We start from the raw sequence: 23,975 nt of genomic DNA on the forward strand, positions 1-23,975 counted from the left end.
TCCGGGTAGCCTCCCCCCATGGCGGACAGCTCCACCCAGTCGATCATCATCGGCGCGTCACCGGACCGGGTGGCGGCGGTCATCTGCGACTTCCCGAGCTACCCGGAGTGGACCGACGCGATCCGCCGGGCGGAGGTCGTCGAGGAGTACGAGGACGGCTACGCCAGCCAGGTGCGGTTCACCATCGACGCCGGGGTGCTGGCCGACGAGTACGTGCTCGCCTACGAGTACGCCGAGGACCTGTCCCGGATCGAGTGGCACCTGGTCGAGCCGTCGCGGATGCAGCGCACCCAGCGCGGGTCGTACGACCTGGTCGGCAACCCGGACGGCGGCACGACCGTGACGTACACGCTGGAGGTGGAGCTCGCCGTCGGGATGCTGGGCATGTTCCGCCGCAAGGCCGAAAAGATGATCATGGACGCCGCGTTGAAGCAGCTCAAGCGCCGGGTAGAAGCACCCGGTGCGGCGCACTGACCCGACCACCGGCGGCCCGGTCGCCACCTTGGAGGAACCGACCATGGCGGGTACGGAGCCGGGCTCGGCCCGGGAAGAGGCGGAGCGGCTGGTCGCGGCGCTGCTGGCGATGACCCGGTCACCCGCCGCCGGTGCCGCTCCGGTCGGCTGGGGCTCGCTGGGTGGGATCCTCTCGGGTGTCCTCAATCACACCGGGGAGCGGTTTGCCGCGGGTGCCGGGCCGATCGCCCGGCCGGAAGGCGGCGGTTTCGCCACCGGCGCCCCGGAGTGCTGCGTCTGCCCGATCTGCCGTGGTATCGCCGCGGTCCGCGACCCGAGTCCGGAATTCGCCGAACGCCTCGCCACCGGCGCGGGTGATCTGGCGGCCGGGGTGGCCAGCCTGCTGCGCGCCTTCGCCTCCGCCGGCGCCCCGTCCCCGGGCCCGGCCGACCAGGCCCGAGCCGGCACCGGGGACGCCGACGGGGATCATGTGTGGCGCGAGGCCACCCGGACCGGGCATTATTCTCAGCCGGCACCCGAGCAGGACGTGTGGTCCGCCGCCACCCGGGGGGAGTGCTCGGCCGACCCGGGTGCCCCCGTACCGCCCGCCGACGGGCCCGACGCGCCGGTCACCGACCGGCCGCCGGCCGACCGTCCCGTGGTGCCCGCCTCGCGGGCGTCCGGCGAGGCGGGCGGGAACGCGCCAGGCGACGGGGCCTGACCCACCGGACATCCGGCATCGCACGGCCGGCTCGGCCGATGCCGGGCAGCACAGCAGAGGGGAGTGGCAGCGGTGACGCTGACCATCGGAGTCGACGTCGGTGGCACGAAGGTGGCCGGCGGTGTCGTGGACGACACCGGCACCGTGCTCGTGCAGGTCCGACGGGACACCCCCGCCGACGACGTGGCGAAGACCCGCGACGTCATCATCGAGGTGGTCACCGAGCTGGCCGCCGACCACGCCGTCGAGGCGGTCGGCATCGGCGCCGCCGGCTGGATCGACGCCAGCCGCTCCACCGTGCTGTTCGCGCCGAACCTGGCCTGGCGGGACGAGCCGCTGCGCGAGTACGTCAGCGGCGCCGTCGGCAAGCCGGTCATCGTGGAGAACGACGGCAACGTCGCGGCCTGGGCCGAGTTCCGGCACGGCGCCGCCCGGGACGCCGACGACTCGATGGTCATGTTCACCATCGGCACCGGCGTGGGCGGCGGCATCGTGCTCGGCGGCGAACTGGTCCGCGGCGCCAACGGCATCGCCGCCGAGCTGGGCCACATGCTCACCGTCCCCGACGGCCACCAGTGCGGCTGCGGCCGGCTCGGCTGCATCGAGCAGTATGCCAGCGGCAGCGCGCTGGTCCGCTTCGCCCGGGCCGCCGCCCGCCAGGAGCCGCAGCGCGCCACCGCCCTGCTGGACCTCGCCGGCGGCGAGGCCGACGCGATCACCGGCCCGATGGTGACCGCCGCGGCGCAGGGCGGCGACCCAGTGTCCGCGGAGGCGTTCGCCCAGGTCGGCCGCTGGCTCGGCACCAGCCTGGCGGACATGGCCCAGATCCTCGACCCGCAGGTCCTGGTGGTCGGCGGTGGCGTGGTGGACGCCGGCGACCTGCTGATGGGCCCGACCCGCCGCTCGTTCGTCGAGGCGCTGGCCCAGCGCAGCCGGCTGCCGGTCGCCGAGATCCGCCCGGCCGAGCTGGGCAACAGCGCCGGCGTGATCGGCGCGGCCGACCTCGCCCGCCGGCTGTAGCGGCGGTGCCGGTGACCGGGGATCGGGGCGTGCCGCTGCGCGTCGTGTCGTACAACATCCACACCCAGCGGGACGACACGGCCGCGCTGGCCGCCGTGGTCCGGACGGCCCGGCCGGACGTGGTGATCGTGCAGGAGGGGCCGCGCCGGTTCCGCTGGCGGCAGAAGTCCGCCACGCTGGCCGCCTCGTTCGGCCTCACCGTCGCCGCCGGCGGGCTGCCGTCGCTGGGCAACCTGCTGCTGACCAGCCTGCGGGTGCGGGTGCGGTCGACCGCGTGCCGGCGGTACCCGCTGACCCCGGGCCGGCACCTGCGCGGCGCGGCGTACGCCGAGTGCGAGGTCGGCGGCGTCCGGTTCCTGCTGGCCGGCTCCCACCTGTCGACCGACCCGGCCGAGCGGCCGGCGCAGGCGGCGGCGTTCAAGCGGGAGCTGGCCGCGACCACGCTGCCGGTGGTGGCCGGCGCCGACCTGAACGAGGGGCCGGACGGCTTGGCCTGGCGGACCGTGGCGGACGGGCTGACCGACGCCGCGGTCGCGATGGACCGGGCGGACCGGCACACGTACTCGTGCGCGAACCCGCGCCGGCGCATCGACGCGCTCTTCGTCGACCCGCGGATCACCGTGGTCGACTACGACGTGGTCGACACGCCGCAGACCCGGCGGGCCAGCGACCACTTCCCGATCCTGGTCGACCTCCTGTTGCCGGCGGCCGGCTGACCGGCGCGGCGGGACGGGGCTGGACAACCGGGGCGGATCTGGGCAGGATTTCGCAGCGACCCGGCGCTCGTGCCGTACGAAGGAGAATCCGGTGTCCCCCTCCCCCGAGCACGACCGGTCCCGACCGGAAGCGGCCCCGCTCGCCCCGACCCGCGACGGCCGTCCGGTCTCCGACCGGGGCGACACGGTCTGCGTCATCGGCGCCGGCGCGAGCGGCCTGACCACGGTGAAGAACCTGCGCGAGCACGGCTTCGGCGTCGACTGCTACGAGCGGGAGACCGGTGTCGGCGGCGCGTGGAACTGGCGGCACGACCGCAGCCCGGTGTACGCCAGCACGCACCTGATCTCGTCCCGGCCGTTCACCCAGTTCCCCGACTTTCCGATGCCGGACTCCTGGCCGGACTACCCGCACCACAGCCAGCTGCTCTCCTACTTCGAGCGCTACGCCGACCACTTCGACCTGCGCCAGCACATCTGGTTCGGCACCGAGGTGGTGCGGGTGGAGCCGGTCGAGGGCGAGCGGTGGGACGTGACCACCCGCAGCACCGGCGGGTACGGCCCCGAGCGGACCTCCCGGTACGCCGCCGTGGTGGTGGCCAACGGGCACAACTGGTCGCCGAAGCTGCCCCGCTACGAGGGGCTGGCGGAGTTCCGGGGCGAGGTCATGCACGCCTCGTCCTACCAGGACCCGGCGCAGCTGCGCGGCAAGCGGGTGCTGGTGGTCGGCGCCGGCAACACCGGCTGCGACATCGCGGTCGAGGCGGCCCAGCAGGCGTCGCACTGCTGGCACTCCACCCGCCGCGGCTACTGGTACGCCCCGAAGTACGTCCTCGGCCGCCCGGCCGACCAGGTCAACGACACGCTGCTGGCGCTGCGGGTGCCGCTGCGGGTGCGCCAGTGGCTCTACCACTGGACGCTGCGACTGACCGTCGGTGACCTCACCCGGTTCGGGCTGCCCGCGCCGGACCACCGGGTCTACGAGACCCACCCGATCGCCAACAGCCAGCTGGTCTACTACGTCGGTCACGGCGAGATCGCCCCGGTGCCGGACGTGGCCCGCTTCCACGACCGGACGGTGGAGCTGACCGACGGCCGGCGCATCGACCCGGAGCTGGTCGTGTTCGCCACCGGCTACCTGCCGCGGTTCGAGTTCCTCGACCCGAAGCTGCTCGGCGACGAGGGGGCGGAGGGGCGGCCCCGGCTGTGGCTCAACGCGTTCGTGCCCGGCCACCCGACCCTCGCCGTGGTCGGCCTGGTGCAGCCCGACTCCGGCATCTTCCCCCTGTCGCACTGGCAGGCGGTGCTCTTCGCCCGGCTGCTCCGGGCCCGGCTGACCCGCCCGGAGCGGGCCGCCGCGTTCGCCCGGCGGGTCACCGCGGGGGCGGGGGAGCGCTACTCCGGGGCGGTGAAGGACAGCAGCCGGCACTGGTTCGAGGTGGGCCACGCCGACTACCTGCGCGCGCTGGAACGCGCCCTGCACGAGCTGGAGGCCAGTAGAAAATGAGGGAGCGGGTGATGCGGGCGTGGGAGTGGGCCCGGCCGGTCCGCCCGGCGCGCCGGGAGGTGCTGGCCGCCGTCCCCGAGCTGGACGAGGGCCGCCCGCCGCTGCTCTTCGTGCCCGGCTTCGGCCACGGCGCGTGGGCGTTCGCCGAGCACTGGCTGGCGCACACGTCCGGCCGGGGCTTCCCGGCGTACGCGATGAGCCTGCGCGGCCACGGCGACAGCGAGCCGGCGCCGGACGCGACGCTGCGGGCGTACGTCCATGACGTGATCCAGGTGGCCGCGGACCTGCCGCGGCAGGCGGTGCTGGTGGGGCACGGCGCCGGCGCCCTGGTGGTGGCGCACGCGCTGGCCCGCTACCCGGCCCGGGCGGCGGTGCTGGTGGCGCCGGTGCTGGGCGGCTGGCCGACGTTCGGCGCGGCGCTGCGCCGCAACCCGGCCGGTACGCTGCCGGCGGTCTTCGGCGGCCGGCTGCGGCTGGCCCCGCGGCAGCTGTTCAGCCGGGAGCTGCCGGACGCCGACGCCCGCCGGTACGCGGCCCGGCTCGGCGGGGCGGCGCGGCGCGTGCAGTGGGCGCTGCTGAACCCGGACGAGCCGGAGGCGGCGGTGGGCCGGCCGCCGGTGCTGGTGCTGGGCAGCCCGGACGACCGGGTGGTCCCGGTGTCCGCGCTGAACCGGGCGGCCCGCCGGTACGACTCGGCGCCGCTGCTCTTTCCCGGCCTGGGGCACGACATGATGCTCGACGCGCGGTGGCGCGAGCCGGTCGACGCGATCCTCGACTGGCTGGCGAAGGAGCCGGCGCCCGACCCGTCCCGGGCCGGCGCCTGACCGGGCACGGCGTGGGGCCGGGAGGCAGGCCGCGCGGTCAGTGCGCCCCCTCCGGCCGGCGGTCACCGGCGGCGCGGGCTGCCGGTGGTGCTGGACGAGCCGCCGTCGGCAGTTGTGGGGCCGGTGGGGTGGCCGCCGGGCTGCTCACCTTCGTCAGACCCTCGTGAGCGTGATACCTCAGAGTCATCAAAATACCTGAGAGGTATCACGCGCGTTCGGGTCCTGCCGGCCCTGTCGGGCGGCAGCGACCGCGCCGGGCGGATCGGTCGGGGTCAGTCGGTGCGCAGCCGGTCGGTCAGCGCTCCGCTCTCGTCCAGCGCGCTGAGGTAGGAGCGGGCCCAGGCCCGGATGTCGTAGCGGTGCAGGTGGTCGCGCATCGCGTGCATCCGGTCCGCGAGGTCCGCCGGGTCGGCCTGCAACGCGGCCAGCAGTCCCTGCTTCAACCCCTCGAGGTCGTGCGGGTTGACCAGGTACGCCTGGGACAGCTCGGCGGCGGCGCCGGCGAACTCGCTGAGCAGCAGCGCGCCGGTGTCGTCGACCCGGGCGGCGACGTACTCCTTGGCGACCAGGTTCATCCCGTCCCGCAGCGGGGTCACCGCCATCACGTCGGCGACCCGGTAGAGCGCGGCCAGCTCGGCCCGGTCGAAGGGTTGGGTGAGGTAGTGGATGGCCGGCTCGCCGACCCGGCCGAACTCGCCGTTGATCCGCCCGACCTCGCGCTCCACCCGCTCGCGCAGGATCTGGTACTGGCCGACCCGCTCGCGGCTGGGCACCGCGACCTGGACCAGCACCGTGTCGCGGACCTTGACGTGCCCGCCGGCGATCAGCTCGCTGTACGCCTTGAGCCGCTGCTCGATGCCCTTGGTGTAGTCCATCCGGTCGACGCTGAGGATGACGTGCTCCGGACCGCCCAGGTCCCGGCGCAGCCGGCTGGCCCGTTCGGCCACCTCGGGCCGGGCGGCGAGGGCCGCCATCTCGGCGGTGTCGATGGAGACCGGGAACGCGCCGATGCGGACCACCCGGTCGCCGACGCCGATCCGCCGGTCGGTGGCGGGCAGCTCCAGCACCTTCGCCACCAGTTGGGCGAAGTTGTGCGCCGCCTGGGCGCGCTGGAAGCCGATCAGGTCGGCGCCGAGCATGCCGCGCAGCAGCTCGGCCCGCCGGGGCAGCTGCATGAACAGCTCCGGCGGCGGGAACGGCACGTGCAGGAAGAAGCCGATCCGCAGGTCGGGACGGAGCTCGCGGAGCAGGCCGGGGACCAGCTGAAGGTGGTAGTCCTGCACCCAGACCACGGCGCCCGGCTCGGCCACCTCGGCGGTCGCCTCGGCGAACCGCTGGTTGACCCGCTGGTACGCCTCCCACCAGCGCCGGTGGTACTCCGGCTGCTCGACCGCGTCGTGGTAGAGGGGCCAGAGGGTGGCGTTGGCGAAGCCTTCGTAGTGGTCCCGGAAGTCCTCCGTGTTGAGCGCCACGCTGCGCATCCGTACCCCGTCCACGTCGGGCAGGACGGGCGCCGGGCCGGTGCCGCCGGCCCAGCCCACCCAGGTGGCCGGGGTGTGCCGCAGCAGCGGGTGCAGCGCGCTGACCAGGCCACCGGGGCTGCGGCGCCACTCGCAGGCGCCGTCGGGTGCCATACCGTCGTCGATGGGGAGGCGATTGGCCACCACCACGAGAGAACTCTGTCGCATCTCGGGCATTCCGATCAGCAGGGGCTGACCACCGCGAGTGAGGAACAACCGGGCAGTCAGGGGGGAAGTGACGTACAGCCGTATTCCTACTGACCGTAAGTTACACCACTGTTACGCCGTACGCGTGTCGCGCCCCGTCTCGCGATGCGGGCGAGCGCCCGCCGGGGTGATATCAGACGACCGCGCCGTCGTCCGGGTCGCGGTCCTCGTCGCCCGGACGCAGCCGCCAGATCAGCGTGACGAAGCCGGCCAGGATGCCGGTGAAGCCGAGCAGGGTCACCACCGACGAGTCGACCGGCAGCAGCGTGGGGCGGAGGAAGAACACGAAGCCCACCAGGATGCAGAGCACCCCCACCACGGCGTACTTCGACACCCGGGGCAGCGGGGGCGGGGGCGGGGGCGTGTAGCCCTCGTCCTCGTCGCCGGGCAGGTGGGCGCCGAAGGTGTCCAGCCCGTCCAGCAGCGAAGGCTCGTCGGGCCGGTCCCGGCCCACCGAGATCCCGGACACGTCGGCCGCGTACGGCAGCCGGCGCACGTCGGTGGCGGTGGGCCCGGGGGCGTCGTCGGTGCCGGTGCGGCCGGCCGGGCCGGTGGCCGGGCCCGGACGCTCCGCCGGGTCGTCGTCCACGTCCTCGGCCGCGGGCCAGGGGTGCGCGCCGGCGGCCGGCGCGGTGTGGAACCCGGCGACGATCCGGGCCCACTCGGCGTCGACGTCCGGCTCGGCGTCGCGGTCGGCGGGGCCGCCCTCGTCGGCGAGCTGGGTCAGGTAGTCCCGGGCGGTGGTCAGGTGCGAACGGTCGACGTAGAGCCGGTCGACGGGCCGCGGCGGGACGGTGGTGGTCCGGGTGACCGGGTTGAGGTCGGCGGAGGGCTGGAGGTACGCGGCGATGCCGCCGGCGGCCAGCACGTCGAGCAGGTGCTCGCCGACCCGGGGATCCACGTCACCCGCGACGGCGTACTCGCTCGCGTCGAGGCCGTTGTCCCGCCGCCCCCGGCGGGGCCCACCCGCTGACACCGGACACCCTCCTCATCGCACCTGGCGGTGCGTCCGCTCGCGCCCCGGCGCCCGTACGCCGTGCCTTGAATCGTGACACGTTCCGGGCCGGTTCCGGGAGTGCGTTGTGGCGTGCCGCTCGCTGTTCGTACCCTCGGCATCGACGGTTCCGCTCGCCGACGGCGCCCGGACGGGCCCCGCTGCCCGCCGCGGGGCCCTCGCCGCCCCGTTCTGGAAGGACCCCGGTGCTGTACTGGCTGCTGAAGTACATCATCCTCGGCCCGGTGCTGAGGCTGGTCTTCCGCCCGCAGGTCGAGGGCCGGGAGCACATCCCGGCCACCGGCCCGGTCATCCTGGCCAGCAACCACCTCTCCTTCTCCGACTCGATCTTCACGCCGCTGATCGTCAAGCGAAAAGTCACATTCATCGCCAAAGCGGAATATTTCCTCGGTAAGGGCATCAAGGGGTGGCTGACCAAGATGTTCTTCCTCGGCTCGGGCGCCATCCCGGTGGACCGCTCCGGCGGCCGGGCCGCCCGGGCCGCCCTGGACACCCAGCTCCAGGTGCTGCGCGCCGGCGGCATCGCCGGCATCTACCCGGAGGGCACCCGCTCGCCCGACGGCCGGCTCTACCGGGGCAAGACCGGGGTGGCCCGGCTGGCCCTGGAGAGCGGCGCCCCGGTGGTGCCGATGGTGCTGCTCAACTCCGACGAGATCCAGCCGACCGGCCAGCTGATCCCCAACCTGGGCCGGGTCCGGATCCGGTTCGGCCGGCCGCTGGACTTCTCCCGCTACGCCGGGATGGCGGGCGACCGGTTCGTCGAGCGGGCGGTCACCGACGAGATCATGTACGAGCTGATGGAACTCTCCGGCCGGGAGTACGTCGACACGTACGCGCAGAAGCTGAAGCAGCAGCCGACGGAACCGGTCCCGGCCTGACGGTCAGCAGGCCAGGGCCGGCCCGGCGTCCGGGACCGGCCGCCGGGCCAGGGTCAGCAGCCCCGGTGCGTCGTTGCGCTGCGCGAAGGCGCGTACCTCGGCCAGCGGCCCGGCCACCGCCGCGCCGTCCCCGGCCCGGTCCAGCTCGGCCACGGCCAGGGCGAGGGCCAGCATCCGGTCGGTGACGTCCGGGATCCGGGCGTAGATGTCCGCCCCGGCCAGGTACAGCTCACCGGCCCGCCGGTGGTCGCCGTCCGCCGCCGCGACCGCCCCGGTCACCGTCCGCAACGCCGCCTCCGACCAGGGCGTCCGATGGCCGACCCGGTCCAGCATCGCCCGCACCCGCACCGCCGCGTCCCGGCCGGCGAGGGTCGCCGCGTACGCGGCCGCGGCGATCCACTCCCCGCTGGCCAGGGCCGGCACCGCCGACCACGAGTCGGCCAGCTCGTCGATCAGGACCGCCGCCTCGTCGGTGCGGCCCTGCAACGCCCGGCAGAGCGCGGCCATGCCGAGCATGGTCCAGTGCGGCCGGTGGAAACCGCCACCCCGGGCGCTGGCCAGCGCGGCGGACACGTCGTCCCGGTGCCGGACCACCTCCGCACCGCCGTCGCGTTGCCCGGGGGCGGGCCGGGCCGCCGGCGGCACCGGCTGGCCGCGCAGCAGCAGCAGGCACGAGCGCATGCCGCGGACCTTCATGTCCCAGCCCCCGGTCGGGGTGTCGACGAACGCGTCCGCGGCGGCGATCAGCCGGGCGAAGTCACCGTCGAAGTACGCCCGGACCGCCTCGCCCGAGTAGCTGGTGGCCAGCGTCTGCCCGCTGCCCTTCAGGGCCGGCAGGGTGGCCAGCAGCGCGTCGGAGCGCAGCCACTCGCCCTCCTCGTTCAGCGCGAACATCAGGTTCTGCAGGGCGCGGGGCAGCGCGTACAACTGCTGGGTCCGGGCGGTCTCGACCAGCCCGTGCAGCTCGTCCAGCCCGGACCGGTCGCCCGCCTGGTAACGGGCGGTCGCCGCAGTGATCCGCGCGTTGACGTTGACCTCGACGAGCCCGAGCCGGGCACCGATCGCGGCGGCCGTCTCCGCCGCGGCGACCGCCTCGTCCCGCTCGTAGTTGAGCATGTGCAGCCGGCCCAGCTCGGCGTGCGCGTCGGCCTTCTGCTGGCTGTCCGGCAGCGGCTCGAACAGCGCCACCGCCCGGTTCAGGCAGGCGACCGCGGCGGTCCGGTCGGCACGCAGCCAGGCCGCCTGGCCGAGCATCGTCCAGGCCCGCGCGGCGCAGGCGTCGTCGCCGTGGGCGAGCAGCCGGTCGGCGAGCGCGTGCAGCTGCTCCGGCCCGCCGCCGGAGAGGAAGGTGTTGCCGTCCCGGTGGAACGAGATCTCGGTGCTCAGCAGCTCCAGCTGCAACCGGCCGACCGGGTCGCTGTCGTCGGCCAGGCCCAGCGCCCGGCCCGCGTGCGCGGCGGCGGCGTCCAGCCCGTGCAGGGCGTACGCCCGGCGGGCCGCCCGGTGCAGCGCGGCGCGCGCCGGGGCGGCGTAGCGGTTGGTCTCCGTGCCCAGCGTGCGGGCGATCTCGTGGGCCGCCCACCGGTGGTGGGCGAGCACCTCGGCCAGGTCGGTGTCCCGGCTCTGCGACAGCGTGTCCAGCCAGTCCGCGGTCCGTTCGTGCCGGGCCACCCGCTCGGTACGCGGCAGCCGCTGGTAGCAGACGTCCCGGACCAGCACGTGCCGGAACCGGAACTCCGGCTGCCCGGCCATCGTCGAGGCGCCCTGCTCGTGCACGAAGTCGCGCTGCTCCAGCCGGCGCAGCGCCCGCTCCACCGACTCGACCGACTGGCCCAGCGCGGCGGCCACCGCCCCCGGCCAGAACTGCACCCCGACCACCGAGGCGGCCAGCAGGACCGCGCGGTCCTTGGCGTCGAGCAGGTCGACCCGGTTGGCGATGACCGAGTGCACGCTCTCCGGCATCGGCAGCTCCAGGTGCTTCTCCAGCGACCAGCCCCGGCCCGACTGGCGTAGCGCGCCCTGCTCGATCAGCATCCGCACGTACTCGTGGGCGTAGAGCGGGTTCCCGCCGGCCACCTCGATCAGCGGGTTGAGCATCTCCGCCGTGAACGCCGCCTGGCCGAACATGTGCGCGTAGAGCGAGGCGATGCCGGTGTCCCGCAGCGGGGGGAGGGTGATGGTGACCGAGCCGGTGATGATGCCGGCCCAGCTCGGGTCCCGGTCGATCAACTCCGGCCGGGCGGTGCAGAGCAGCAGCAGCGGCGCGTCCCGGGCGGCGGCGCCGAGCAGCTCGACGAAGCGCAGCATGGCGTCGTCGGCCCAGTGCAGGTCCTCGAAGACCAGCACGGTCGGGCGCCGGGCCGCCAGGGCCAGCAGGAAGCGCCGGCACGCCGACTCGGCCTCCTCGGCGGGCAGGGTGGCGCCGGCCAGCCCGACCAGCGGGCGCAGGGCGGGCACGATCCGGTCCCGCTCGCCCGGCCCGACCAGCTCGCCGACCGCGGCGGTCAGCCGCTGCCCGGCGGTGGCCGCCGGGTCGGTGTCGAGGATGCCGGCCTCGGTCTTGACGATGTCGGCCAGCGCGGCGTAGGTGACGTTCTCCCCGAACGGCGGGCACCGCCCGGTACGCCAGGTCAGCGGCTCGTCGACCAGCCGGCCGGCGTGCCGGTGCAACTCCCGGACCAGCCGGCTCTTGCCCAGGCCGGCGCGTCCGAAGACGGTCACCACCTGGGGCAGCCGGTCGCGCAGCGACCGGTGCAGCGCGTTGACCAGCAGCCCCAGCTCGTGCTCGCGGTCGATCAGCGGGGTGGTGTCGGGCTCCCGGTCGGTGGGCTGCCGGCGGACCGGGGCCAGGGCCAGCCACACCTCGGTGGGGGTGGAGCGCCCGCGCAGGGTGACCGGCGGCTGTTCCTCGTACCGGATGGCGTCCTTGGTGAGGGCATGGGTGGCGCCGCAGACCAGCACCCCGCCGGACGGAGCCACCGACTGCGTCCGGGAGGCGGTGTTCACCACGTCGCCGGCCACGATCGCCTGCCCGCCGTCGCGGGCGGCGGCCACGTCGACCAGCGCCTCCCCGGTGGCCACGCCCACCCGGAAGCGCAGCTCGTCCGCGCCGCTGGGCGCGAACCGGGTGAGCACCCGTTGCAGCTCCAGGCCGGCCCGTACGCAGCGCAGCGCGTCGGTCTCGGTGGCCACCGGGGCGCCGAAGAGCGCCATCACGGCGTCGCCGATGTACTTCTCGACCACCCCGCCGTACTGCCCGACGACCCGTTTCGCGGTGGCGAAGAAGCCGGTCTGCATGGCGCGGACCTGCTCCGGGTCGGCCCGCTCCACGTACGGGGTGAAGTCGATCAGGTCGACGAAGAGCACGCTGATCCGGCGCCGGTCCTCCTGGGGTGCCGTGATCGGCTGCCGGGCGCCGGCCCGGGGCGACCCGCACGAGGTGCAGAACGCCACGTCGGCGGCGAGGGGACGCAGGCAGTGCGGGCAGACCGCGCCCAGTTCCGCCCCGCAGCCACCGCAGAAGCGGTCGCCGTCGGCGGCGGTACGTCCACAACGGTCACACTGGGCGGAGATGACACCCTCCGATGGTGGTCCTGGGGCCGGGTCCTGGCCGGGCGCCGCCCCCCGCGGCGTCCAGGTGAGTATCGCGGTCGGGCGAGCTGTCGGGTACCGGGCTGTTGGCTTGTGGACACTCATCCGGGCAGTCAGGCGGACCGGTCGCGGATTAGATTCATGCCGCCGGACGACGAGGACCGCGATCAAGGGGGAAACATCATGGTGTACGTGAAGCTGGAGAACGACTGGACCGATGCCGACGGGATCAACCACTCCGCGGGCGAGTCCATCGACGTGGACGCCGCCACCCTGGCCTCCCTGCAGGCCCAGGGGATCGTCAGCGAGGGGCCCAAGGGCGGCGGCAGCAAGGACGGGACCGACGGGTGGATCGGCCCGACCAGCACCAAGCCGTGAGCTGACGCGGGACCGCTACCACGTGGCCGGGGCGTTCGACGCCCCGGCCACGTGCCGTGTTCAGCGGTCGTTCATCCCCGCCCGGCGGCGCAGCGCGGCCACATCGGTGACCACGATGCGGCGCCCCTCCGTACGCAGCCAGCCCCGGTTGGCGAACGAGCCGATCGCCTGGTTGACGCTCTGCCGGGAGCCGCCGGCCATCTCGGCGAGCTGGCTCTGGTTGAGCTCGATGGTGATCATCGGCGCCTGGCTCTCGCCGGCCAGCCGGACCAGCGTCTTGGCCACCCGGCCGGGCAGGTCGAGGAAGACGTGGTCGGCGTTCTGCTCGGTCAGCCGCCGGATCAGCCCGCCCAGCGAGCGCATCACCGCGTCCAGGATGCGCGGGTTGGAGTGCACCAGCTCCATGAAGGCGGGCCGGGACAGCGCCAGCGCGGCGCAGTCCTCGATGGCCTCGGCCGACGCCGAGCGGGTCGAGGCGTCCAGCAGGGAGACCTCGCCGAGCACGTCCGGCGGTCGGATCACCGTCAGCACGGCCCGTTCACCGGTGGGCGCGGTGCGGAACACCGCGACCGCCCCGCGCCGCAGCACGATCAGCGACTCGCCGGGGTCGTTCTCCACGAAGAGCAACTGCCCCTTGCGGTAGGTGCGAGGCACCGCCGCCGCGATGACGCGTTGGCGTACCTCCGGCTCGAGGCCGGCGAACATCTCGACACCGGTCAGCGCGTCACCCGGCTCCGGCAGGCGAACCTCCACGGCCCAACCCCTCCCCGGTCAAGGACCATTCCACGCACCGGGTGAACCAGGCAGTCGCCGGTACGAGGTCGACTGGACCGGTCCGGCGTCCGGTAGCGGTACACATCAGATCATGACGGTCCGGTCGCGTGCTGTACACCCCTCAAAACGCTTCCGTGGCGCCCGGCGGTCCGCCCTGACGTGCGGATCCGTCGCCGGAGGTGGCCGTGGACGGCGGCCCCGCGCCCCGCCGTCGGGCCGGCTCGCCCGGTGGGCGAGGATGGCGGTGATGGCCTACCGCTACTTCTACGACTGCGAATTCATCGAGGACGGCCGCACCATCGACCTGGTGTCGATCGGCGTCGTCGACGAGTACGGCCGCGAGTTCTACGCGGTCTCCACCGAGTTCGACGACTCCCGGGCCGTGCCGTGGGTCCGCCGCAACGTGCTGGACCGGCTCCCGTCGCCGGCCGACCGTGCCTGGCGGTCCCGGGCGCGGATCCGCGACGACCTCTACGAGTTCCTGGTCGAGCCGATCCGTGACCGCCCGGGCGAGCAGCTCGAACTCTGGGCCTGGTACGCCGCCTACGACCACGTGGTGCTGGCCCAGCTCTGGGGCTCGATGACCGGGCTGCCGCGGGAGATTCCCCGGTTCACCAGGGAGTTGCGTCAGCTCTGGGACGACCGGGGCCGGCCGCGGCTGCCCGACGCCGAGGCGGAGCGGCACGACGCGCTGGTCGACGCCCGGCACAACCTGGCTCGGTGGCGGGCGATGACCGGCGGCTGACCGGTCGCCGCAACTGGTCGGGCTGTTCCAGGTTTGACCCGTTCCGTCCCGGGCACCGTCCGGTCGGAGGGACGCGAGGGGGTACGCCATGACCGACGAGTCGACGGCGGCCGACGGCCGCCACCGGGTGACCGAGCTGATCCGGCAGGCGCGGATCTGCATGCTCACCACCATCGGGGTGGACGGCCGGATGATGAGCCGGCCGATGGGGCTGCAGGAGGCGGCGTTCGACGGCAACCTGTGGTTCTTCGCGTACGCCGACTCGGCGAAGGTGCGCCAGATCCGGGTCAACCCGGAGGTGAACGTGGCCTTCTCCGACCAGCGGCACCACGCCTGGGTGTCGATCTCCGGAACCGCCCACGAGGGCTACGACCGGGCACGCGCGGAGCAGCTGTGGAATCCGCTGCTCAAGGCCTGGTTCCCGGACGGCCTGGAGACCCCCGGCCTCACGCTGATCAAGGTGCACGCCACCTCCGCCGAGTACTGGGACTCGCCGGGCGGCACCGTGGTCACGCTGTTCGGCTTCGCCAAGGCCGCGGTGACCGGCCGGCCGCCGAGGACGGGCGAGAACCACGAGGTCAACTACTGACGGGTAGCCGGTCCGCCGGGCGGGACGCGCCGGGGCGCGGTGTCGGCGCCCACCCACGGCGACTACAGTTCGCGGTGACGGCCCGCCCCGGGCCGGCAATGGCGCCGACGGTCTGATTCCGACCCATATCCTGGGGCTTGTTCCGGGCTTCACCTGATGCTCCAGGAGGATGAGCAGATCATGCGTATCGGCGTGCTCACCGGCGGCGGCGACTGCCCAGGGCTCAACGCGGTAATCCGGGCGGTGGTCCGCAAGGGCGTGGCCATTTACGGTCACGAGTTCGTGGGTTTCCGGGACGGGTGGAAGGGCCCGCTGGAGGGCCTGACCAAGCCGCTGGGCATCGCGGAGGTCCGCGGCATCCTGCCGCGCGGCGGCACCATCCTCGGCTCCTCCCGGACCAACCCGTTCAAGATCGAGAACGGCGTCCAGCGGATCAAGGAGAACCTCGCGGCGCAGGGCGTGGACGCCCTGATCGCGATCGGCGGCGAGGACACCCTCGGCGTCGCCACCAAGCTGCACGAGCTGGGCGTCAACGTCGTCGGCGTGCCGAAGACCATCGACAACGACCTGGGTGCCACCGACTACACGTTCGGCTTCGACACCGCGGTCAACATCGCGATGGAGGCGATCGACCGGCTGCACACCACCGCGGAGAGCCACCACCGCACCCTGGTCGTCGAGGTGATGGGCCGGCACGCCGGCTGGATCGCCCTGCACGCCGGCCTGGCCGGTGGCGCCAACGTGATCCTGCTGCCCGAGCGGCAGTTCGACGTCGAGCAGGTCGCCGGGTACGTCGAGAAGCGCTTCCAGCACCAGTACGCCCCGATCGTGGTGGTCGCCGAGGGCGCCCAGCCGCTGGACGGCCAGATGGTGCTGCACAACCAGGAGCTGGACTCGTTCGGGCACGTCCGCCTCGGCGGCATCGGCCAGTGGCTGGCCGAGCAGCTGGAGGCGAAGACCGGCAAGGAGGCCCGCACGGTCGTGCTCGGCCACATCCAGCGCGGCGGCACCCCGACCGCCTTCGACCGGGTGCTCGCCACCCGGCTCGGCCTGCAGGCGATCGACGCGGCGCACGAGGGCGACTGGGGCAAGATGGTCGCGATGCAGAGCACGGACATCGTCCGGGTCCCGCTGGCCGAGGCCACGGCCGAGCTGAAGACCGTCCCGCTGGAGCGGTACGCCGAGGCCGAGGTCTTCTTCGGCAGCTGACCGTGCTGGGCGGCACGGCGGGTCACCGCCGTGCCGCCCCGGTTCCGGCGAGGAAAGGGGTACGACCGATGGGAGCCGCCCGGCACACGGTCGCGGTGATCGGCGCCGGCAAGATCGGCGAGTTGATGCTCTCCGGGCTGCTGCGCTCGGGCTGGCCGGTGGAGCGGCTGCTCGCCACGGCCCGCCGCCCCGCCCGCGCCGAGGAACTCACCGCCCGCTACGGCGTACGGGTGGTGGACAACCTCACCGCGGTGGAGGAGGCGGCGGTGCTCGCCGTCTCGGTCAAGCCGCAGGACGCCGCCGCACTGCTCGACGAGATCGGTCCCAAGGTGCCCGCCGACAAGCTGGTGATCTCGCTCTGCGCCGGCCTGCCCACCAGCTTCTTCAGCCGGCGGCTGCCGGAGGGCACCCCGGTGGTCCGGGTGATGACCAACACCCCGGCCCTGGTCGACGAGGCGATGACCGCCATCTCCGCCGGGGCGCACGCCACCGGCGCGCACCTGGCCCTGGCCGAGGAGATGTTCTCCCCGCTCGGCGCCACCATCCGGGTGCCCGAGTCCCAGCAGGACGCGGTGACCGCCCTCTCCGGCTCCGGCCCGGCGTACTTCTACCTGCTGGTCGAGGCCATGGTCGACGCCGGCATCCTGCTCGGCCTGCCCCGGCAGGTGGCGCACGAGCTGATCGTGCAGACCGCGATCGGCTCGGCGGTGATGCTGCGCGACTCCGGGGAACACCCGGTCAAGCTGCGCGAGGCGGTCACCTCGCCGGCCGGCACCACCATCTCCGCCGTACGGGAGCTGGAGAAGCACGGCGTACGCGCGGCGCTGCTGGCGGCGCTGGAGGCGGCCCGGGATCGGGCCCGGGAGCTGGCCGCCCAGGCGGACTGAGGCTCGCAGCTGCGCTGCGCCGAGTCGAGCAGGACCTGTATCGCCCGCTCTGGACCCGGGCGATGCTGCGCGCCCAGGCGGTGACCTGGGTGCCCCATACTGCTCGGGTGTTCACTCTCGCCCAGTCGCGTCACCTGGTGGCGACCCTGCGCCCGCGGATCGACGACCTGATCCGGCTCCGCGCCGACCTGGCCGAACTCCGCGCGGACCTGGCCGACCACGGCATGAGTGTGCTCGGCGGGTTGCCCGAGGTGAAGGCGCTGGAGGCCCGGCTGCACGGCGTCCTGGACGAGTTGCACGAGCACGACATCCAGGTCAAGGGGATCGCCCCGGTGCTGCTCGACTTCCCCGGCGAGCGGGACGGCCGGGCGGTGCTCTGGTGCTGGCTGGAGGGGGACAGCGACGTCCGCTGGTACCACCGGGCCGAGTGCGGCTTCGCCGGCCGCCGCCCGGTCTGACCGGCGGCCCGGGAAAGGACGGACCGGGCGGCCGGGGCCGGCGGCGCGGTGACCGCGACGCCGACCCCGCTCCCGGCGGTCAGGCGGAGCGCCAACACACCCGCCGCGACCAGCCCGCCGGTCCGGCGACCCCCCCAGCGTCGCCGGACCGGCTCGCTCCTGGCACTCACCGTGCCAGGCTGCGCCGGCGGATCAACAGCACACCCGCCACCGCGGCGCCCGCGGGCAGGCCGCCGGCGACCATCGGGTACCCCCCGACACCCGCCCCGGCCGAGCCGCCTCCGCCGGTCTCCACACCCCCCGTGGTGACCAGTGCGCCGCCGCCAGCGTCCTCGCGCAACTCGGTGACCAGCCCGCCCCGCTCGGCGTCCAGCACCAGCAGCGAGTAGACCGCGCCCCGGGCGAGGGTGACCTCGGCCTGCTCGCCCCAGGGTCCCGTTCATGGGACTGTCGCGCAAGTCGACCGGCCGGCACGTCGGATTCCTTCCTGCGGCGGCAGCCGTTTGGCAGTTGTTTGCAGCGAATTATCGCTATGGGCGGCTGGCGGAAAACCGCAGGCTACCGCCGGGTACGATCTTATTGATATCAATCTCTCACCATCACTTCCCACCCCCAGGAGTGCGACGTGCGGAGATTCCGTCTCGTTACCCTCGCGCTGAGCGCGGCGACATCCCTCGCCGCCACGCTGGCGCTGGCCGCCCCCGCCCAGGCCGCCCCCACCGACAACTACGTCGCCCTCGGCGACTCGTACGCCTCCGGCGTCGGCGCCGGCAGCTACACCTCCGAGAGCGGCTCCTGTCAGCGCAGCACCAGCGCCTACCCGGCGCTCTACAGCACCGCGGTGCGGCCGGCCTCGTACCGCTCGGTGGCCTGCTCGGGCGCCCGCACCACGGACGTCATCAACAGTCAGCTCGCCGCGCTCAGCTCCACCACCACGCTGGTCAGCGTGACCGTCGGCGGCAACGACGTCGGCTTCGCCAACATCATGACCACCTGTGTGCTCTACGGCGAGTCGCAGTGCGTCGCGGCCGTGCAGGCCGCCGAGGACAAGGCCCGCGCCGAGCTCGCCGGCCTGCTGGCCAACGTCTACAACGGCATCCGGAACCGGGCACCGTCGGCCCGGGTGGTGGTGGTCGGCTACCCGGTCTTCTACCAGCTCGGCACGGTCTGCATCGGACTGAGCGCCGCCTCGCGGGCGAAGATCAACGAGGGCATCAACCTGGTCGACGACATCACCCGCAGCGCCGCCCTGGCGGCCGGCTTCAAGTTCGCCGACGTCCGGTCCATCTTCGTCGGACACCAGCTGTGCAGCTACGGCGAGAAGTGGCTGCACGCGTTGAACTACACCAACATCGGCATCTCGTACCACCCGACGGCGGCCGGCCAGTCCGGCGGCTACTACCCGGTGTTCCGCAGCACTGCGGGGTGATGGCAAGGAGGGGGCCCCGGTTAACGCTTCCGGTAGCGGAAGGGCCCCCTGTTGACACCCGCCGCCCCCGCAGACGGGGCGGCGGGGCCGGCGGGTGGCGGGTCGTCAGCCGGGGAGGACCTGCTCGATCGCGGCGCGCAGCTCGGGTGAGTCGGGGGCGACCTGCGGGGCGAACCGCGCGGCCACCGTGCCGTCCGGCCCGATGAGGAACTTCTCGAAGTTCCACCGCACGTCGCCGGTGTGCCCCTCGGCGTCCGGAGTGGACACCAGCGCCGCGTAGAGCGGGTGCCGGGCCGGGCCGTTGACGTCCACCTTCTCGGTCAGCGGGAAGGTCACCCCGTAGTTGACCTCGCAGAACTCGGCGATCTCGGGAGCCGTGCCGGGCTCCTGGCCGGCGAACTGGTTGCACGGCACGCCGAGCACGGTCAGGCCCCGGTCGGCGTACTCCTCGGCGAGCGCCTGGAGGCCGGCGTACTGCGGGGTGAGGCCGCAGCGCGAGGCGACGTTGACCACCAGCAGGGCGCGGCCGTGGTACTGCCCGAGGTCGGCGGGGCCGCCGCCGAGGGCCCCGATCTCGATGTCGAAGACGGTCATGCCGCGAGGCTACGCGCCCGCCCCCGGCCCGCCCGCCGCCCCTCGGCGTGGCGGGTCCCGGCCCGGTCCGCGAGGCCGCCGCCGGCCCGCTCATAAATCGATGTATGCGCATCTTGACGAAGTGATGACGCCGTGAGTAGCGTCTCTGCAAACATCTGGAAGGTTTCCTAACTATTTGGGGAGGCGCCATGAAGAGATCACTCCGCCGAGCCCTCTGGGCCGGTGGCGCCGCGGTCGCCCTGGCGGTCGCGGCCGTCCCGGTGGCGACCGCGGCCGCCGCCGGCAGCGTGACCGCCACGTTCACGAAGGTGCAGGACTGGGGGACCGGTCACGAGGCGCGCGTGACGGTCACCAACGGCACCAGTGCCAACGTGGACACCTGGCGCATCGAGTTCGACCTGCCCTCGGGCACCACCGTCGGCAGCTTCTGGGACGCCGACGTCACCCGCAGCGGCAACCACTACGTCGCGGTCAAGAAGAGCTGGGCCGGCCCGCTCGCCCCGGGGGCCAGCTTCAGCTGGGGCTACAACGGCACCGGCCCGTACTCCGGGCCGTTGAACTGCACGGTCAACGGCGCGTCCTGCTCCGGCGGCGGCACCCCGCCGCCGACCACCACACCGCCGACCACGACCCCACCCACCACCACCCCGCCGACCACGCCGCCCCCGACCACGCCGCCGCCGACGACCCCACCGCCCACCGGCGGGAAGAAGGTGGTCGGCTACTTCGCCGAGTGGGGCGTCTACGGCCGCAACTACCACGTCAAGAACATCCACACCAGTGGCTCCGCGGCCAAGCTCACCCACATCCTGTACGCCTTCGGCAACACCACCGGCGGTCGGTGCAGCATCGGGGACAGCTACGCCGACTACGACAAGGCGTACACCGCGGCGGACAGCGTCGACGGCGTCGCGGACACCTGGGACCAGCCGCTGCGCGGCAGCTTCAACCAGCTGCGCAAGCTCAAGAAGATGTACCCCAACCTGAAGGTGCTCTGGTCCTTCGGCGGCTGGACCTGGTCGGCCGGCTTCACCCAGGCCGCGCAGAACCCGGCCGCGTTCGCCGACTCCTGCTACGCCCTGGTCAAGGACCCGCGCTGGGCGGACGTCTTCGACGGCATCGACATCGACTGGGAGTACCCGAACGCCTGCGGCCTCCAGTGCGACAGCAGCGGCCCGAACGCGTTCAAGAACGTGATCAACGCGCTGCGCAGCAAGTTCGGCTCCAGCTTCCTGGTCACCGCGGCGATCACCGCCGACGGCAGCAACGGCGGCAAGATCGACGCGACCGACTACGCCGGTGCGGCGGCGAACCTCAACTGGCTGATGCCGATGACGTACGACTACTTCGGCGCCTTCAACGCGCAGGGACCGACCGCGCCGCACTCCCCGCTCTACTCGTACTCGGGCATCCCGCAGCAGGGCTTCTGGTCCGACGCGGCGATCCAGAAGCTCAAGTCCAAGGGTGTGCCGGCCAGCAAGCTGCTGCTCGGCATCGGCTTCTACGGGCGCGGCTGGACCGGCGTGACCCAGACCGCCCCGGGCGGCAGCGCCACCGGCGCGGCACCGGGCACCTACGAGGCCGGCATCGAGGACTACAAGGTGCTCAAGAACACCTGCCCGGCCACCGCCACGGTCGGCGGCACGGCGTACGCCAAGTGCGGCAGCAACTGGTGGAGCTACGACACCCCGGCGACCATCGGCGGGAAGATGAGCTACGCCAACACCCAGGGACTCGGCGGCGCGTTCTTCTGGGAGCTCTCCGGAGACACCAGCAACGGTGAGCTGATCAGCGCCATCCGGGGCGGTCTCGGCTGAGCCGAGCGCCGACGCACCATCCCACCCGACGGGGAGGGGCCGCACCGGCCCCTCCCCGTCCGCGTGGTTCAGAGCCAGAGGGCGGGGACGTTGGGGGGTTCCCAGCCGGTGAGGGAGGTGTGGGCCTGGCGGCACTGCCAGACGCGGCCGGTGTAGCTGACCCGGGCGCCCACGGCGTACGGGGTGTTCGGCTGCCACGCCGGCGCGGTGCCGGTCGGCGTGGTGGACGGGGACGGCGTGGATGCGGGCGGGGTCGGCGACGGGCTGGGCGGGACGGTGGGGCTGGGCGAGGTGGTGGGGCTGGGTGAGACCGTGGGGGAGGGCGTGGCGGTGGGGGTGGCGCCGCCGAAGGTCACGTCGGAGCAGGTGTAGAAGGCCTCCGGGCTGTCCGAGCGTTGCCAGATCGAGTAGATCAGGTGCCGGCCGGCGCGCTGCGGCAACCGCGCCGCCATCCGGTACGCCCCGTCGGTGAGCGCCGGGTCGGTGGCGGTGTGGAACAGCTCCAGGTCGGCCCAGCGCAGCGGCTGCGTCGGGTCGTAGCCGGTGCGGGTGACGTAGAGCTCGAAGGTGCCGCGGTGCGGCGCGGTGGCCCGGTAGGCGAAGGTCCAGCTGCCGCCGGACGGCAGCGCGGTGGCCGGCCAGTCGGCGCGGGACAGGTCGAAGCCGCGGTACTTGTCCCGGTTGGCGCTGCACAGCCGGCCGTCCGGGATGAGCTGGCGGTGCCGCCCGGCGGCGTCGGCGATGTTGACCTCGTTCCAGTCGTACAGGGCCTGGGTGCCGCCGGCCGCCACCGCCGCCCGGCAGGCCGGCGAGTCCGGCGACTCCGGCCCCTCCAGGAAGCAGGCGTACGTGCGGCTGACCGGCGACTGCATCGAGCCGTGCGCGTCGGCGCGGCCGACCAGGGTGAGCGAGAGGAGCAGCGGAGCGGCCCCCACGGCGGCGACGGTGAGGGTCAGGCGTCCTCGTTTCATCGAAACCTCCCAATCAGTTAATAAACTTAACTGATTAGTCTCGGGGAGGAACCCGCGGAAGGCAACCGGCTGTGGCGTCGGCCGGTCGCCGGCTCGACGGCGACGCCCGCGCCGTGCTCGGGCGGCCGCGCCGCGCACCGATCCGCTCCCATCTGCCGGTACAGCAACCCTCGACAGCAGGTTCCGGGTGCCGTCGCCGTACGCTTTCTGTCATGCGCCATGAGTGGCATCAGTTGAGCTACCCCGCGGTGGGCAGCCCCGCCCTGCAGACCAGCCGGCCGACCGTCGACTCGGCCGAGGACGCCGCCCTCGGCCTGGACCGGTGGCGGGAGCTGCCCCGCGCGCAGACCCCGCCGTGGCCGAACCCGGCCGAGGTCGCCGAGGTGTGCGGGGTGCTCGACACCGTCCCGTCGATCGTCGCGCCCTACGAGGTCGACCAGCTGCGGCGCAAGCTCGCGCTGGTCTGCGAGGGCAAGGCGTTCCTGCTCCAGGGCGGCGACTGCGCCGAGACGTTCGCCGACAACACCGAGAGCCACCTGCTGGCCAACGCCCGCACCCTGCTGCAGATGGCGATCGTGCTCACCTACGGCGCCTCGCTGCCGGTGATCAAGGTGGCCCGGGTCGCCGGGCAGTACACCAAGCCCCGGTCGCTGCCCACCGACGCCCGCGGGCTGCCCGCGTACCGGGGGGACATGATCAACGGGCTGGAGGCCACGCCGCAGGCCCGGGTCGCCGACCCGCAGCGCATGATCCGGGCGTACGCCAACTCGGCGGCGGCGATGAACATGCTGCGGGCGTACCTCGGCGGTGGGCTGGCCGACCTGCACGCGGTGCACGACTGGAACAAGGGCTTCGTGCGCAACTCCCCGGCGGGGGAGCGCTACGAGGCCATCGCCCGGGAGATCGACCGCGCCCTGGCCTTCATCCGCGCCTGCGGGATGACCGAGGAGGAGGCGCTGCGGACGGTCACCCTCTACTGCTCGCACGAGGCCCTCGCGCTGGAGTACGACCGCGCGCTCACCCGGGTGTCGGACGAGCGGGCGTACGGGCTGTCCGGGCACTTCCTCTGGATCGGCGAGCGGACCCGGCAGATCGACGGGGCGCACATCGACTACATCTCCCGGATCGCCAACCCCATCGGGGTCAAGCTCGGCCCGACGACCACCCCGGACGAGGCGCTGGAGCTGTGCGAGAAGCTCAACCCGGACAACGTCCCCGGCCGGCTCACCCTGATCAGCCGGATGGGCAACCACAAGGTGCGCGACGCCCTCCCGCCGATCGTCGCCAAGGTCACCGCCGCCGGCGCCAAGGTCGTCTGGCAGTGCGACCCGATGCACGGCAACACCCACGAGTCCTCGAACGGCTACAAGACCCGGCATTTCGACCGGATCGTCGACGAGGTGCTCGGCTACTTCGAGGTGCACCGCGGCCTGGAGACCCATCCGGGCGGCCTGCACGTCGAGCTGACCGGCGAGGACGTCACCGAGTGCCTCGGCGGCGCCCAGGGCATCGAGGACCTCGACCTGCCCGACCGGTACGAGACCGCCTGCGACCCGCGGCTGAACACCCAGCAGTCGCTGGAGCTGGCCTTCCTCGTGGCGGAGATGCTCCGTGGCTGACGCGAGGAGTGAGCTTGCGAGCCCCGCAGTCGGCAGCCGTAGGGATGACAGTGGCT

23 protein-coding genes are annotated in these 23,975 nt (G+C 73.5%); 16 read left to right on the forward strand and 7 right to left on the reverse strand.

All coding sequences use genetic code 11. From position 1 onward, the window contains the following. Positions 1–18: 18 nt before the first annotated feature. The 6 genes from AB0H57_RS12865 to AB0H57_RS12890 all read left to right on the forward strand — a co-directional run bounded on the left by AB0H57_RS12865 (position 19) and on the right by AB0H57_RS12890 (position 5,238). Positions 19–474, forward strand: a complete 456-nt coding sequence (locus tag AB0H57_RS12865) for an SRPBCC family protein (RefSeq protein WP_357505723.1) — start codon at positions 19–21, stop codon at positions 472–474. A gap of 43 nt (positions 475–517) precedes the next feature. Beyond that, positions 518–1,174 (forward strand): hypothetical protein, encoded by a 657-nt coding sequence (locus AB0H57_RS12870; protein WP_357505803.1) that lies wholly within the window; start codon positions 518–520, stop codon positions 1,172–1,174. A gap of 72 nt (positions 1,175–1,246) precedes the next feature. After that, the gene (locus tag AB0H57_RS12875; protein ID WP_357505726.1) at positions 1,247–2,194 is read left to right on the forward strand and encodes an ROK family glucokinase; all 948 of its coding nucleotides are present in this window, start codon (positions 1,247–1,249) and stop codon (positions 2,192–2,194) included. Between the two features lie 5 nt (positions 2,195–2,199). Then, positions 2,200–2,910, forward strand: coding sequence for an endonuclease/exonuclease/phosphatase family protein (locus tag AB0H57_RS12880; protein ID WP_357505728.1), 711 nt, complete (start codon positions 2,200–2,202; stop codon positions 2,908–2,910). A gap of 91 nt (positions 2,911–3,001) precedes the next feature. After that, entirely contained in the window at positions 3,002–4,414 is a 1,413-nt protein-coding gene (locus AB0H57_RS12885; protein ID WP_357505730.1) for an NAD(P)-binding domain-containing protein, read from the forward strand. Beyond that, positions 4,411–5,238: an alpha/beta fold hydrolase gene (locus tag AB0H57_RS12890; protein ID WP_357505732.1), complete on the forward strand. Its 828-nt coding sequence runs from the start codon at positions 4,411–4,413 to the stop codon at positions 5,236–5,238. The genes AB0H57_RS12885 and AB0H57_RS12890 overlap by 4 nt, the downstream gene beginning before the upstream one ends. A 272-nt stretch (positions 5,239–5,510) precedes the next feature. On the opposite strand, the gene AB0H57_RS12895 is transcribed toward AB0H57_RS12890, so the two are convergent. Both AB0H57_RS12895 and AB0H57_RS12900 read right to left on the reverse strand, forming a co-directional pair. Then, complete coding sequence (locus AB0H57_RS12895; RefSeq protein ID WP_357505805.1) at positions 5,511–6,926, reverse strand: trehalose-6-phosphate synthase; 1,416 nt, start codon at positions 6,924–6,926, stop codon at positions 5,511–5,513. Between the two features lie 172 nt (positions 6,927–7,098). Further along, positions 7,099–7,941: a DUF308 domain-containing protein gene (locus tag AB0H57_RS12900; protein WP_357505734.1), complete on the reverse strand. Its 843-nt coding sequence runs from the start codon at positions 7,939–7,941 to the stop codon at positions 7,099–7,101. A 224-nt stretch (positions 7,942–8,165) separates the two neighbouring features. Here AB0H57_RS12900 and AB0H57_RS12905 point away from each other — a divergent pair, with 224 nt between their 5' ends. After that, complete coding sequence (locus AB0H57_RS12905; RefSeq protein WP_357505735.1) at positions 8,166–8,858, forward strand: lysophospholipid acyltransferase family protein; 693 nt, start codon at positions 8,166–8,168, stop codon at positions 8,856–8,858. Positions 8,859–8,861: 3 nt separating this feature from the next. Here the strand turns inward: AB0H57_RS12905 and AB0H57_RS12910 are convergent, their stop codons facing one another. Next, complete coding sequence (locus AB0H57_RS12910) at positions 8,862–12,431, reverse strand: adenylate/guanylate cyclase domain-containing protein (protein ID WP_357505807.1); 3,570 nt, start codon at positions 12,429–12,431, stop codon at positions 8,862–8,864. A gap of 201 nt (positions 12,432–12,632) precedes the next feature. Here AB0H57_RS12910 and AB0H57_RS12915 point away from each other — a divergent pair, with 201 nt between their 5' ends. After that, positions 12,633–12,827, forward strand: a complete 195-nt coding sequence (locus AB0H57_RS12915; RefSeq protein ID WP_357505736.1) for a hypothetical protein — start codon at positions 12,633–12,635, stop codon at positions 12,825–12,827. Between the two features lie 60 nt (positions 12,828–12,887). Here AB0H57_RS12915 and AB0H57_RS12920 read toward each other — a convergent pair whose 3' ends face one another. Continuing rightward, on the reverse strand, positions 12,888–13,580 hold the full coding sequence (locus tag AB0H57_RS12920) for a Crp/Fnr family transcriptional regulator (RefSeq protein WP_357505738.1): 693 nt from the start codon (positions 13,578–13,580) through the stop codon (positions 12,888–12,890). Between the two features lie 268 nt (positions 13,581–13,848). Between AB0H57_RS12920 and AB0H57_RS12925 the strand changes: the two genes are divergently transcribed. The 5 genes from AB0H57_RS12925 to AB0H57_RS12945 all read left to right on the forward strand — a co-directional run bounded on the left by AB0H57_RS12925 (position 13,849) and on the right by AB0H57_RS12945 (position 17,489). Then, a complete protein-coding gene (locus AB0H57_RS12925) occupies positions 13,849–14,346 on the forward strand; it encodes a polyadenylate-specific 3'-exoribonuclease AS (protein WP_357505740.1) in 498 nt (165 codons plus the stop codon). Positions 14,347–14,434: 88 nt separating this feature from the next. Beyond that, positions 14,435–14,935 carry a pyridoxamine 5'-phosphate oxidase family protein gene (locus tag AB0H57_RS12930; protein WP_357505742.1) on the forward strand — a complete coding sequence of 167 codons (501 nt, stop codon included), beginning with the start codon at positions 14,435–14,437 and terminating at the stop codon, positions 14,933–14,935. A 180-nt stretch (positions 14,936–15,115) separates the two neighbouring features. Next, complete coding sequence (locus AB0H57_RS12935) at positions 15,116–16,144, forward strand: 6-phosphofructokinase (protein ID WP_357505809.1); 1,029 nt, start codon at positions 15,116–15,118, stop codon at positions 16,142–16,144. A 68-nt stretch (positions 16,145–16,212) separates the two neighbouring features. Further along, the gene (gene proC / locus AB0H57_RS12940; protein ID WP_357505744.1) at positions 16,213–17,031 is read left to right on the forward strand and encodes a pyrroline-5-carboxylate reductase; all 819 of its coding nucleotides are present in this window, start codon (positions 16,213–16,215) and stop codon (positions 17,029–17,031) included. Between the two features lie 107 nt (positions 17,032–17,138). Further along, the gene (locus tag AB0H57_RS12945) at positions 17,139–17,489 is read left to right on the forward strand and encodes a DUF2203 domain-containing protein (RefSeq protein ID WP_357505746.1); all 351 of its coding nucleotides are present in this window, start codon (positions 17,139–17,141) and stop codon (positions 17,487–17,489) included. A 166-nt stretch (positions 17,490–17,655) separates the two neighbouring features. Here AB0H57_RS12945 and AB0H57_RS12950 read toward each other — a convergent pair whose 3' ends face one another. Next, positions 17,656–17,865, reverse strand: a complete 210-nt coding sequence (locus AB0H57_RS12950) for a hypothetical protein (protein ID WP_357505748.1) — start codon at positions 17,863–17,865, stop codon at positions 17,656–17,658. A 249-nt stretch (positions 17,866–18,114) separates the two neighbouring features. Between AB0H57_RS12950 and AB0H57_RS12955 the strand changes: the two genes are divergently transcribed. After that, positions 18,115–18,918: an SGNH/GDSL hydrolase family protein gene (locus AB0H57_RS12955; protein WP_357505750.1), complete on the forward strand. Its 804-nt coding sequence runs from the start codon at positions 18,115–18,117 to the stop codon at positions 18,916–18,918. Positions 18,919–19,023: 105 nt separating this feature from the next. Here the strand turns inward: AB0H57_RS12955 and AB0H57_RS12960 are convergent, their stop codons facing one another. Continuing rightward, complete coding sequence (locus AB0H57_RS12960; protein ID WP_357505752.1) at positions 19,024–19,512, reverse strand: glutathione peroxidase; 489 nt, start codon at positions 19,510–19,512, stop codon at positions 19,024–19,026. A gap of 188 nt (positions 19,513–19,700) precedes the next feature. Here AB0H57_RS12960 and AB0H57_RS12965 point away from each other — a divergent pair, with 188 nt between their 5' ends. Then, positions 19,701–21,329, forward strand: a complete 1,629-nt coding sequence (locus AB0H57_RS12965) for a glycosyl hydrolase family 18 protein (protein WP_357505754.1) — start codon at positions 19,701–19,703, stop codon at positions 21,327–21,329. A gap of 68 nt (positions 21,330–21,397) precedes the next feature. Here the strand turns inward: AB0H57_RS12965 and AB0H57_RS12970 are convergent, their stop codons facing one another. Continuing rightward, on the reverse strand, positions 21,398–22,300 hold the full coding sequence (locus AB0H57_RS12970) for a lytic polysaccharide monooxygenase (protein WP_357505756.1): 903 nt from the start codon (positions 22,298–22,300) through the stop codon (positions 21,398–21,400). Positions 22,301–22,512: 212 nt separating this feature from the next. On the opposite strand from AB0H57_RS12970, the gene AB0H57_RS12975 reads away from it, so the two are divergent. Next, the gene (locus AB0H57_RS12975) at positions 22,513–23,919 is read left to right on the forward strand and encodes a class II 3-deoxy-7-phosphoheptulonate synthase (protein WP_357505758.1); all 1,407 of its coding nucleotides are present in this window, start codon (positions 22,513–22,515) and stop codon (positions 23,917–23,919) included. Positions 23,920–23,975 lie beyond the last annotated feature (56 nt).

The sequence above is a fragment of the Micromonospora sp. NPDC050686 genome, from assembly GCF_040654475.1.
Classification (GTDB): domain Bacteria; phylum Actinomycetota; class Actinomycetes; order Mycobacteriales; family Micromonosporaceae; genus Micromonospora.

Coding starts and splice junctions, on each gene's coding strand:
- AB0H57_RS12865 (WP_357505723.1), top strand. CDS start 19: ATGGCGGACAGCTCCACCCAGTCGATCATCATCGGCGCGTCACCGGAC.
- AB0H57_RS12870 (WP_357505803.1), top strand. CDS start 518: ATGGCGGGTACGGAGCCGGGCTCGGCCCGGGAAGAGGCGGAGCGGCTG.
- AB0H57_RS12890 (WP_357505732.1), top strand. CDS start 4,411: ATGAGGGAGCGGGTGATGCGGGCGTGGGAGTGGGCCCGGCCGGTCCGC.
- AB0H57_RS12895 (WP_357505805.1), bottom strand. CDS start 6,926: ATGCGACAGAGTTCTCTCGTGGTGGTGGCCAATCGCCTCCCCATCGAC.
- AB0H57_RS12915 (WP_357505736.1), top strand. CDS start 12,633: ATGGTGTACGTGAAGCTGGAGAACGACTGGACCGATGCCGACGGGATC.
- AB0H57_RS12925 (WP_357505740.1), top strand. CDS start 13,849: ATGGCCTACCGCTACTTCTACGACTGCGAATTCATCGAGGACGGCCGC.
- AB0H57_RS12930 (WP_357505742.1), top strand. CDS start 14,435: ATGACCGACGAGTCGACGGCGGCCGACGGCCGCCACCGGGTGACCGAG.
- AB0H57_RS12935 (WP_357505809.1), top strand. CDS start 15,116: ATGCGTATCGGCGTGCTCACCGGCGGCGGCGACTGCCCAGGGCTCAAC.
- proC (WP_357505744.1), top strand. CDS start 16,213: ATGGGAGCCGCCCGGCACACGGTCGCGGTGATCGGCGCCGGCAAGATC.
- AB0H57_RS12960 (WP_357505752.1), bottom strand. CDS start 19,512: ATGACCGTCTTCGACATCGAGATCGGGGCCCTCGGCGGCGGCCCCGCC.
- AB0H57_RS12965 (WP_357505754.1), top strand. CDS start 19,701: ATGAAGAGATCACTCCGCCGAGCCCTCTGGGCCGGTGGCGCCGCGGTC.
- AB0H57_RS12970 (WP_357505756.1), bottom strand. CDS start 22,300: ATGAAACGAGGACGCCTGACCCTCACCGTCGCCGCCGTGGGGGCCGCT.
- AB0H57_RS12975 (WP_357505758.1), top strand. CDS start 22,513: ATGCGCCATGAGTGGCATCAGTTGAGCTACCCCGCGGTGGGCAGCCCC.